10 protein-coding genes, 1 rRNA gene and 1 pseudogene are annotated in these 10,724 nt (G+C 54.3%); 9 read left to right on the top strand and 3 right to left on the bottom strand.

Annotated elements, in window-relative coordinates:
• The 3 genes from MVC73_RS05610 to MVC73_RS05600 all read left to right on the top strand — a co-directional run.
• Positions 1 to 117: ribosomal RNA gene (locus MVC73_RS05610) — 23S ribosomal RNA — on the top strand; the annotation flags it as partial.
• 120 nt (positions 118 to 237) lie between these two features.
• Positions 238 to 714 (top strand): magnesium-dependent phosphatase-1, encoded by a 477-nt coding sequence (locus MVC73_RS05605; RefSeq protein WP_297508044.1) that lies wholly within the window; start codon positions 238 to 240, stop codon positions 712 to 714.
• A 4-nt stretch (positions 715 to 718) separates the two neighbouring features.
• Positions 719 to 1,285, top strand: coding sequence for a DUF366 family protein (locus tag MVC73_RS05600; protein ID WP_297508041.1), 567 nt, complete (start codon positions 719 to 721; stop codon positions 1,283 to 1,285).
• Here MVC73_RS05600 and MVC73_RS05595 read toward each other — a convergent pair.
• Positions 1,279 to 1,734 (bottom strand): annotated as a pseudogene (locus tag MVC73_RS05595) (hypothetical protein); the annotation flags it as partial. The gene MVC73_RS05600 and the pseudogene MVC73_RS05595 sit on opposite strands and share 7 nt — an antisense overlap.
• Positions 1,735 to 1,841: 107 nt before the next feature.
• On the bottom strand, positions 1,842 to 2,714 hold the full coding sequence (locus MVC73_RS05590) for a PhoI (RefSeq protein ID WP_297508038.1): 873 nt from the start codon (positions 2,712 to 2,714) through the stop codon (positions 1,842 to 1,844).
• Positions 2,715 to 2,842: 128 nt separating this feature from the next.
• Here MVC73_RS05590 and lysS point away from each other — a divergent pair, with 128 nt between their 5' ends.
• From lysS to MVC73_RS05565, 5 genes are all read left to right on the top strand, one after another.
• Positions 2,843 to 4,423, top strand: coding sequence for a lysine--tRNA ligase (lysS, locus tag MVC73_RS05585; RefSeq protein ID WP_297508078.1), 1,581 nt, complete (start codon positions 2,843 to 2,845; stop codon positions 4,421 to 4,423).
• A 51-nt stretch (positions 4,424 to 4,474) separates the two neighbouring features.
• Positions 4,475 to 5,692: a guanine deaminase gene (guaD, locus tag MVC73_RS05580; RefSeq protein ID WP_297508035.1), complete on the top strand. Its 1,218-nt coding sequence runs from the start codon at positions 4,475 to 4,477 to the stop codon at positions 5,690 to 5,692.
• Between the two features lie 80 nt (positions 5,693 to 5,772).
• Complete coding sequence (locus MVC73_RS05575; protein WP_297508031.1) at positions 5,773 to 6,729, top strand: beta-ribofuranosylaminobenzene 5'-phosphate synthase family protein; 957 nt, start codon at positions 5,773 to 5,775, stop codon at positions 6,727 to 6,729.
• Positions 6,722 to 7,873, top strand: a complete 1,152-nt coding sequence (locus tag MVC73_RS05570; protein WP_297508027.1) for a DUF1464 family protein — start codon at positions 6,722 to 6,724, stop codon at positions 7,871 to 7,873. Before MVC73_RS05575 ends, MVC73_RS05570 begins: the two co-directional genes overlap by 8 nt.
• Positions 7,874 to 7,932: 59 nt before the next feature.
• Positions 7,933 to 8,517: an indolepyruvate oxidoreductase subunit beta gene (locus MVC73_RS05565; protein WP_297508074.1), complete on the top strand. Its 585-nt coding sequence runs from the start codon at positions 7,933 to 7,935 to the stop codon at positions 8,515 to 8,517.
• Between the two features lie 12 nt (positions 8,518 to 8,529).
• On the opposite strand, the gene MVC73_RS05560 is transcribed toward MVC73_RS05565, so the two are convergent.
• Complete coding sequence (locus tag MVC73_RS05560) at positions 8,530 to 9,696, bottom strand: MFS transporter (protein ID WP_297508024.1); 1,167 nt, start codon at positions 9,694 to 9,696, stop codon at positions 8,530 to 8,532.
• Positions 9,697 to 9,779: 83 nt separating this feature from the next.
• Here MVC73_RS05560 and MVC73_RS05555 point away from each other — a divergent pair, with 83 nt between their 5' ends.
• Positions 9,780 to 10,691, top strand: coding sequence for a phosphate uptake regulator PhoU (locus tag MVC73_RS05555; RefSeq protein WP_297508071.1), 912 nt, complete (start codon positions 9,780 to 9,782; stop codon positions 10,689 to 10,691).
• The last annotated feature ends 33 nt before the right edge of the window (positions 10,692 to 10,724 follow it).

Raw genomic sequence — 10,724 nt, 5'->3', positions numbered from 1 at the left:
CCGTTGCCCAGGACGAGGGCTCGGGAAGAAGACCCGTTTGATGGGGCGGGGATGTAAGCGGGAAGGGAAACCGACCCGTTCAGTCTGCCGCTCCCAACAGCCCGAGTGCCCCGGGCGGGACGTCTGATAGGCCAGCTCGCCTATGCACGGCCCTCATCGTGACTTAACATAACTCTTCTGTTGAACCTGACCGTAAGAATTAAGGTCCTTCGGCTGTTTTATCCCCGGTGATTCTTAATGAAACTGCTCGTCCTTGATCTAGACGGCACCCTCTGGGATCACGAGGATGCATCCCGTCTAGTGCTTCCCTTTGAGTTCCACGACGATTATCTAATTGATGCCTGCGGAGAAGAGCTTCACCTTTTTCCTGGTGTGCGTGAGTTCCTTGAGTGGGCGAGCTGGCGCTTCCTGCTTACGATAGCCAGCTGGAACGTCGAGGAGAGGGTGAGGCCTATTCTCGAAGGTTTCAGCCTCTGGGACTACTTTACCTTCCCCAAAATCGAAGGCCACCCAAACAAGGCCGACATGATAAGGAGAACCCTTGAGGAGCTGGCTTCGATAGGCTACAATGTTGAGGACGTTATCTACGTGGACGACAGGGAGCTTCACGTGAACGAGGTTAAGATGATCCTTCCAGAGGTCGAGTTCGTCCACATGTGGGTCGATGTAAAGTCTTTTGAAGAACTCAGAGAACTTCTCGAAAAGATGGGGTGATAGCATGGAACTGCTGGTCGTTAAAGATAAGCGTATCGATTACGACGGCTCGGCAATTAAAAGTCACTGGGCCTATAGGAACTTCGGAATTCTGGGCAACTCGCTCGTTGTCTTCCGCGGGAAGTGCGACGTTAAAGTCGAGGAGATGATCGACATAGAGGATCTCCGTCAGAGCAAGGAGATAAAGAGCGACGACATGGTGCACTACATAATCGAGGTCTTCGACCTTGTTAATATCCTCTTTGCCTCAACCCTGCAGAAGCTCTTCATAGCTAAACTCTGCGAGGTTCTGGCCGAGTATGGAGTAAGAACGGTCAGGAAGGGCGACGACATCTACGTGAACGGCAAAAAGCTCAGCATCTCGATAGCCACCGTTTCACCCGTGAGCGTCAAGATACACATCGGGATAAACGCGGAAGCCAAAGGAATCCCGGAGGGCGTCGAAGCGATCGGTCTCAAGGAACTCGGCATCACCGACGTTGAGGGCTTTATGGAGAAGAGCGGAAAAGCCCTTGTTGAGGAGTTCGAGAAGGTGAAGAAGGACAGCCTTAAGGTCAGATGGGCTCAGTAGAGGAAGAATATCAACCCGCCGACGAGCGGAACCGCTAGGTTATCATCGAGCCAGCCTTGGTACTCTGTGAGGGTCAGGATTATTGCCCATGTTATCTTTCCAGCGATCCCTGTGTCAAGGAGAAGGGAAGCTATTATCACCGCTGTGACGAAGTAGCCTATGCTCCCCGTCCAGTGCTTCCTGAGCTTCACGTTGAAGCCGTGCTTTCTGAAGTAGTAGTGCCTTATTATCCCCGTGACTCCGTCGCTTATTGCCATCGCGAGGAGTACTGCAGTAGCGTATTCAAGCGGGAGTAGCAGGGGTATTGCTGAGGCCGAGAACGCGAAGAAGACCTCACCGTAGTTGTGCTCTATCTGATACCAGCTCAGCTCCCTCCTCTTCAGGTGGGGCCAGAGCTGGATTACTCCAAAGATGAAGGCAGTTCCGCTGAAAATCTGGGCTGGGATTCGTGAAGCCTATGGTTGAGAGTATGAAGAGCAGTGCTATGACAACGGCCTCGGCGGTGCCTAACATTGGTTCCACCAGAGAAAATAAAAGGCTTGGAGTTAATATACCTTCACCCGAAAGCGCTCACCACCCTGCGGAGAGCTCCAATGAAATCGCCAGCGTGAACCACGATGTACCACTCGTCGGTTCTCGTTGGTTCCCCACGAGATTTTCCAACTAACTCGCCGTAAAGCCCTTGAACCTTAATCCTCGGCTCGGTTGTTGAGAGTTTCAGCGTTATCTCGCTGGGCCTTCCGTCCTCCCAAACGACCCCAACCTTCAGGCCCGCTTTGGTCTCCTTCTTCTTTCTGAGGCCCAGCTTGAGGTAGCGGAGCCTCTCCTCCGGAACGCCGTTTTCCTCAGCTTTTTCGCGGAGGTATTCGCCCGCTAAGCTCAGCCCGTGAAGTCCAAGGGTGTAGCCGAAGACGGGAATCCCGAGGTCTTTTCTCGTTCTCCCCTTGTAGGCGTAGACCTCTATTCTTTTCCCCGCCCCGCGGGAAGCTAGGTAGATGCCGTTCGTCTCATCACTTTTGAACTCGCTCAAAAAGTCTGCCAGCGTTTCGTAGAAAGAGAACGGTATCGAAAAGCTTGCCCACGTCCCCCATATCCTTGGCGGAACCGAAACGAAGCCGATATCTTCGAGGTGGTATTCGAGGGGCTTCGGTCGGAGGATTAGAAAACCCTTTTCCGTCACGTCGATTTCCATAACAGCCCTCTCCTCTGGCACCAGTGCGAACTTCCCGTCGCTTTCAAAGTCCTTCGCTTTGAGAAGCCTGTTCTGCCTAAGGCGTCTCTCGGCCTTTGAGCTTACCACGACTGGAACCGGTGTCTTCCTTCCAGTTTCCTTGTAGTAGGGAACCTTAAAGCCCGCCTTCAATAGCTCCTCCTGTATTTCAAGCGACGCAGGAAAGAAAATCTGCATCCTCTCCAGTTCAACTTCCATTTGGATGCCTCCTTACGTTTTCCAGTGGTTCTTACTATCTACTCTTATAAGGTTTTCCCTTATAGTTCGTTGCAATTGGGCGGGCTAAGCTTAAAAGGGCCTTCACGGAGCTAAGCGCGGTGGTGAGGATGGTTCACTGGGCTGACTACATGGCCGAGAAGATAATCCGTGAAAGGGGCGATAAGGAGGAGTACGTTGTCGAGAGCGGGATAACTCCGAGCGGTTACGTTCACATAGGCAATTTTAGGGAGTTCTTTACCGCTTACATAGTCGGTCACGCCCTCCGGGACAGAGGCAAGAGGGTTCGCCACATCCACATGTGGGACGACTACGACCGCTTTAGAAAGGTTCCCAAGAACGTTCCGCCGGAGTGGAAGGAGCACCTAACAAAGCCCGTCAGCGAGGTTCCCGACCCTTGGGGCTGTCACGAGAGCTATGCAGACCACTTCATGGAGAAGTTTGAGGAGGAAGTGAGAAAGCTCGGCATTGAGGCTGACTTTCTCCACGCGAGGGAGCTCTACAAGAGCGGTGAGTACGCGGAGAAGATAAAGCTTGCCATGGAAAAGAGGGACGAAATAAAGGCCATCCTTGACAAATACCGCGAGATAGCCAAACAGCCCCCCCTTGAGGAAGGCTGGCAGCCGGTTATGGTCTACTGCCCGAAATGCAGGAGGGAGGCGGAGTTCGTTTCCTGGGACGGCGAATGGAAGGTTAAGTACCGTTGCGAGCACTGCGGGAGCGAGGGAGAGACAGACATCCGTGAGGGAAACGTAAAATTGAGATGGCGCGTTGACTGGCCCATGCGCTGGGCACACTTCAAGGTGGACTTTGAGCCCGCTGGAAAGGACCACTTGGCTGCTGGAAGCTCCTACGATACCGGCAAGGAGATATCGGAGAAGGTCTTCGGCTGGAAGGCCCCGATGACCCTCATGTACGAGTTCGTGGGAATCAAGGGGCAGAAGGGCAAGATGAGTGGTTCAAAGGGTAACGTTATACTCCTCAGCGACCTCTACGAGGTTCTTGAGCCGGGCATAATCCGCTTCATCTACGCGAAGGCGAGGCCGAACAAGGAGCTTAAGATTGACCTCGGTTTGGGCCTCCTCAACCTCTACGACGAGTTCGATAAGGTGGAAAGGATATACTTCGGTCTTGAAAAGGCCAAGAACAGGGAGGAGGAAGAGGAACTCAAGAGAACCTATGAACTGTCAATGCCAAAAATTCCCGAAAGGTTAACTGCTCAGGCCCCGTTCCGCTTCCTTGTTACGCTCGTTCAGATGCCCCACCTCGATGAGAATGGCATAATCCGCGTTCTTCAGGAGCAGGGCCACGTTCCCGAAGAGCTTACGGAGGAGGACGTGGAAAGAATAAGAACGCGCATAAGGCTCGCCAGAAACTGGGTCGAGAAGTACGCTCCAGATAATGTGAAGTTCAGCCTGCTTGAGAGGCCACCCGAGATAGAGCTTGAGCCGGAAATCAGGGAGGCAATGCTCGAAGTTGCCGAATGGCTGGAAAGGCACGAGAAGTTCACCGTTGACGAGCTCAACAACGTTCTCTTCGACTCTGCCAAAAAGCGTGGAATTCCAAGCAAAAAGTGGTTTAGAACCCTCTACAGGCTCTTCATAGGAAAGGACCGCGGGCCGAGGCTTGCCCCCTTCCTCGCTTCCCTCGACAGGCAGTTTGTAATTAAGAGGCTCCGCCTTGAGGGCTGAACGACAGTCTTTTAAGCACTTTTTATTTTACCCCCTTTTTGGGTGCAATCTATGAGAATTTATAAGGGCAGGATTCTGAGCTTTGAGAACCCCTCTTCTCCCAGGGAGTACCGTTATATGACGGTTGATGATAACGGAAGGATAGTGGCCCTTTCCGATGAGAGACCCCATGTTGGGGGCAAGCTGGTGGATTACTCTGGAAGCGTCATTCTTCCCGGTTTTATTGACACTCACATCCACCTGCCACAGCTCCGAGAGAGAGCTATGATAAGCGATTCTCTCTTAGAGTGGCTTGAGAGGTACATCTTCCCCGCCGAGAAGAGATTTGCTGACCCCGAGTTTGCCCGCGAAGTCAGCCATGAATTTTTCAGCAGCCTGCTGAGGAACGGAACGACGACCGCTGTGGTATTCTCCTCATCACATAGGGAGGCAACGGAGATAGCCTTTGAGGAGGCAATGAAGAGTGGAATCCGCGCCGTCATCGGTCAGGTTCTCATGGACATGAACGGCCCCGAGGAGCTCCTCACAACACCTGAGAAGGCCGTCAAGGACATCAAGGCTGTTGCCTCCAATTGGCACGGCTTCGATGGCAGGCTCTTCTACGCGGTAACGCCTCGCTTCGCCGTCAGCTGTACCATGGAGCTCATGAGAACAGCGGCTGAGATTGCGAGGGAAATGGGCCTCTACGTCCAGACCCATTTGTCTGAGCAGATCGGTGAAATCGAGGAAGTCATGAGACTCTTCCCCGAGGCTCAATCCTACACCGATGTTTACCTTAAAACTGGCCTTCTTGGGGAGAGGACGATAGTGGCCCACGCCATCCACCTGAGCGACCGCGAGAGGAAGATTTTAGCCGAGGCTGGAACCAAGATAGCCCACTGTCCCTCCTCCAACTTCTTCCTCCACAGCGGCGTTATGGATCTCAAAGCGCATGAGAGGGCCGGTTTAACCGTCTCCATCGGCTCGGACGTCGGTGCGGGGCCGTTTCTATCTATGCTCGAAGTCCTCAGGGATGCGTACTACGCCAACATGATGAGCCCATTCAAAGCCTTCCACCTGCTGACGATGGGCGGTGCGAGGGCCCTTGGGATGGAAGACCGCATAGGGAGCCTTGAGGTCGGCAAGGAGGCGGACTTTGTAATCATCGACCCAGAACCTCTGGCAGGTGCAGATGACGACCCTTCGGTTCTCCTCTCACGCCTTATGATACTGGGTGACGAGAGGAACATCTCAGCGACGTACGTGCGTGGGAGAAGGCTGGCAGGGTAAGGTCTGACGCATCTTGATCCCGGCACAATTTGAGCACATCTCTTAAATACTCCTGAAATCTCAAGAGTGCGGGTGATCGAATGAATCGGATTGTCATTAGGGCCCCTTCTCATCTCCACACCGGGAATCCAGATTTGAGCGGTGACATGGGAAGGCTCTACGGGACGGTGGGCTTTGCCATTGAAACTCCAAGGCTTGAAATCGAGGTCAGGGAAGCTGAGAAGGACACCTCAAACGACGAAGACGCTCTCCGTTTTATAGAGCGCTTCCGCGAGAGCCACGACTTCCCCCCTGTTGAGGTTGAAGTTAAAAGCTACATCCCCAAGTGGGTTGGAATAGGCTTCCACACAACGCTGGCCCTCAGCATAGGCGAGGGAATAAACAGGCTCTTCAACCTCGGTCTCTCCTTTGAGGATGTGGCCCTCTCCATGAGGCGCGGCCTAATAACGGCCCTCGGCTTCTACGCCCTCAAGGTCGGCGGTTTCATATACGAAGGTGGCTTCCCTGTGGACAAGCGTGAAAAGGTCGTCCCCCCGCTGATATTCAGGGGTGAAATGCCGGAGGACTGGCTCTTCGTAGTGGCCATACCAGAAACGCCGAGGAAGGCCCTTGCTGAGGTCAGGAGGAGGGAGGACGAGATACTGGACAACCTCAAGAAAATGCCTCCCGAACTGGCCGACAGGCTCTCGCGGATTGTCCTCATAAAGATCCTTCCCTCTTTCGTCGAGCGCGACATTAAAACCTTCGGCGAGGGGCTCTACCAGTTCAACCACCTCCTCGGGAAGTTCTGGAGCGACTACCAGGAGAACGTCTACTGCTGCGACATAGTCAACGAGGGAATAAAGCTGATGCTGAGCAAAGCTTACTGTGCCTGTCAGACGAGCTGGGGACCGACTTTCTACGGCCTCGTCGATGGCTGGGAGAAGGCCGAAGTTTTGAGGAGGGAGGTTGAGGCCTTCCTCCGCGAGAACGGGGATGGCGGGGAGGTTTTCATCACGAAAGCCGACAATCGCGGGACGGTGGTGGAGCATGGTTAAGGCCGTCGGTATAGACTCCGGGACGAAGAGCATGGACGTATTCGGCTTCGACGACGAGACAGGGGAGGTTATTATTGACACGGCTGTTGACAGGAATAAAGTAACCGAGAACCCGGGCGTAATCGTCGAGCTCCTGCGGGAGGTTCAGGGGGAGCACGGGAAGATTGACGCTATAGTCGGCCCCTGCGGCTACGGAATACCGCTGAAGCCAGCGAGGGAAGCCACGGACGAGGAGATAGCTCTGGCCACTTTTATCACCGAGGCTGACGTGAGGAGGAGGCTCAAGATAGTCGGCCTGAGGGAGCTTATGCTCCTCCTCAGGGAGGCGGAAGACCTCAACGTCTACTTCACGCCCGGCGTCATACACCTTCCGACGGTTTCCGAGTGGAGAAAGGCCAACAGGATTGACCTTGGCACGGCTGATAAGGTCTTCACGGTCGCTCTTGCGATGGTAAGGGAAGCCGAGAGGAAGGGCATGCCCTACTCCGAGACCAACCTCATCGCTGTGGAAGTCGGCTTCGCCTACACTTCAGCGATGGCCGTTAAGAACGGCCAGATAGTCGATGCCATGGCTGGAACGGCTGGCTTCCCGGGCTACCTCGGAATGGGCTTCATGGACGGCGAGCTCGCCTACGCTTTAGCTAATTCCTTGGAAGATTTTGGAAAGATGGTTCTCTTCCAGGGTGGTGCCTCCTACATAGCCGGAATCGACCCCTTCTCGGTCCCTCCCGAGGAGTTCGTGAAGCTGGCAAAGGAAGACGAGAACGTTAGGAAAGGGTACACCGCTATGATCGAGGCCATCGTGAAGGACGTCTTTGCCCTGCTGCCCTCCGCAAGGCCCGAGTCGGTATACATCAGCGGGCGCTTTTCGAGGATCCCGGAGTTCTTCGGCGACGTCAAGGAGGCCCTTGAGAATGCCTTCGAGACCTACGGCTTTTCGGTTGATGTTCTCAAGCTTGAGAGCAGGGCAAAGGCTAAAGAAGCCGCCGAGGGGAGCGCTATAATAGCGAACGGCATCGCCGGAGGAAAGTACAGGGAGCTCGTCGAGACGCTCCGCCTGAGGGAGAGCTCGGGCTCTATCTTTGACTGGGTAAAGCTGAAGGAGCGGAATAAGCTCAGGATTTTCGAAGAGCTAATTCTATGAGCGAATTTTTTTGAGCTTAGGTTTTTATTCCCTCACCCCAACTCTTCCCGGTGGTGCTCATGGAGTTCAACCTCATAATAACCGGCGTCGGCGGTCAGGGTGGCTTGACCCTTTCGAGGATAATCGGGAACGCTGCTATGGTTGAAGGTTACAACGTCAGAATCGGCGAGACCCTTGGAATGAGCCAGCGCTACGGAAGCGTTCTGAGCTACCTCCGTTTCGGCGAGGAAGTTTATTCTCCCCTCATAGAGGAGGGGGAAGCCGATTTGATGCTCGCACTTGAGCCCGCTGAGGCCTTGAGGAACGCGCGCTTTTTGAGCAAAAAGAGCGTTGCCATAATCAACGCCTACCCGATTCACACGGCAACAACTTTGGTCGGCAAGGAGCGCTATCCCGAACTCGATGAGATAAGGGAAGCGATTGGGAAAATCTGCCCCGTCCACATGGCGGACTTTCAGAAGGAGGCTGACAAGATAAACCCTAGGACTCTGGGTGTTCTGATGCTCGGCTACGCCTACGGCAAGGGCCTAATCCCCCTGAAGAAGGAGTCCCTGCTTGAGGGAATAAGGCTGACCCTCCGCGAGAGGCTCTGGGAGATGAACTTCAAGGCCTTTGAGCGTGGCGTGGAGCTCTCAAGGGAGTGAGCTTTTCTTTTCTCACCTGTTGTGCTTGATGAAGAAGGCGTAGAAGAGTGCCGTCGCCGTAGCGTAGAGGAGCGCGGTAGCGTAGAACGGATAGCTCAGTGAGGTAGCAAAGAGGAGTCCCCCGAGGTAGTTCCCGGCACCGCGCATAAAAGTCGAAAAGGCCTGTCTTATCCCCGAGGCCGTTGCCTTCTCCTCCGTCGAGAAGAAGCCCATCATGAAGGAGTCGTTAACGGGCCAGACTATGTTCATCAGGATGGCCCGGGCTATGTAGACCGCCGCCGCGAGGACGAAGGTTTCTATCGAGGGGAAAACAAGGAAGAGGAAGGTGGCAGCCCCCTGGAAGTAGGTTATAACCCTCACAGGGCCCATCCTCCTGACCAGCTCAGGAAGGAGGAAAGAACCGAGTCCCATCGCCAGTTGCATCACGAAGAAGACGCCACCTATCGATGCCAGGCTCTTTTCGAAGCGCAGGTTGAAGTAGATGCTCATGTAGGGTATCGTTATTCCAGCCCCAAGGCCTATGAGCGCGCTCGGAAGGGAAAACTTGAGTATCTTCACGGCAAGCTCTCTCCTCCATACCACCCTCTTCCCCCTAACAGGCACGTCTCCAACAGCCAGAAGGGCAGGAATTACGAAGACGAACTGAAGCAGGGCGAGTGCAACCGTGGCTCTGTATGCCGTTACCTCGCCAATCCCCATGCCAACGAGGTAATCGGGCAGGACTCCAGCCAATAAAACGCCGAAGGCGTTGAAGAGGGTTCCAAGGCCGAAGCTCCGGGAGAAAGCCTCGTGCCTTCTCTCCCCTGGGACAAGCTCGCTGAGGAAGGCCGAGAAGTTTGGTTGCCTGAGCCCCATGTTGACCCCGACGAGGAGGAAACCTGCGAGAAGGACGAGCGTTCCGCCGTCGAACACCTGAAGGGCTCTCCCGGCGAGGCCCAGGATTGCACTCGTGAGGAGGGTTCTCTTATAGCCAAGCCTCAGTGAGAGGGGGCCGGCGAGGAGAAAGAAGAGCCCGGCGGTTAGAGTCTGGAGGGAGAAGAAAGCACCCATCATGTCCGTCCCGTAGCCTAGCGCCCTGAGGTAGAAGGGCATTATGAAGAATGAGAACTGGAGGAAGGTCTGGCCGAGAGCGTTGGCCATTATGATTATCCTTGCGTCCCTTCCGTAGTCTCTGAACATGCTGTAACATACATCTTAGCGTTTATAAGCATATCGAAGTGAAGCCTTTAAGCCACCTATCTATATAGTTTACGGTGTCAGCTATGGAGTTCAGGAAGATACAATTTACCGGCAGGAGTTCATACATAATCTCACTGCCCAAGAAATGGGTTCGGGATAACAACCTCAGGCAGGGGGATGCGGTTCCGCTGGTCATAAACCCCGACGGGAGCATAACGATATTCCCTAAGGAGCCAAAGGAAACCAGCGAGAAGAAAGTTCTGGAGATATCGCCCGAGTTCTCGCCGGACATGGCGATAAGGCTCGTGATATCTGCCTACATACAGGGCTACGACGTAATCGACATAGTCTTCCCGGGCGAGATGCCCCTCTACAAGGTCAAGGTCAGAAAGGTTCTTCAGACCCTTCCGGGCGTTGAGATAATCCTCGACGAGCCCCAGAGGATAGTTGCCAAGAGCCTCCTCGACGAGGACGAGGTGAACCTCGCCGAACTCCTCAGGAGAGTGCGCTCCATAGTTCTCTCGATGCTCGGCGACCTTGAGCTCCTCGTTGCCGGCTCGAACGGCGAGATAAAGCGAGATATCTACGACCTTGAGAACGAACTGGATCGCTTCTACTTCCTCATCATCAGAACGGTAAACAGGCTCCTCAGCAGGCACAACGTCAGCGAGGAGAGCGGTCTCGTGAGGAGAACCTTTGACCTCATGGCGATACTCTTCATAGCCAGGGACATCGAGAGAATAGGCGACCACATAATCAGGATAGCCGACAACCCGGACGGCGTTGACGTCCCCTACCTCAGGGACAAGTTCGACGCCATGATTGCCCAGATAGAGCGTAGGAACCTCAGGGAGATCGACAAGCTGATGCTTGAGATACGGGAACGCATAAGGGCCATAGACTACCGCGAGTCCCTGGCCAAGGAGAGCTTCCGGAGAATTCTGGAGTACCTTGAGAACATTGGGGAGACCATAATAAACATGGCCCTGAGTTAGGCCCGTTTCCATAACTCTTTTAACCTTTCGAGC

The organism is Thermococcus sp. (assembly GCF_027052235.1).
GTDB lineage: Archaea > Methanobacteriota_B > Thermococci > Thermococcales > Thermococcaceae > Thermococcus.
The sequence above is the reverse complement of the archived record's forward strand: the minus strand, read 5'-3'. Positions and strand labels throughout refer to the sequence as shown.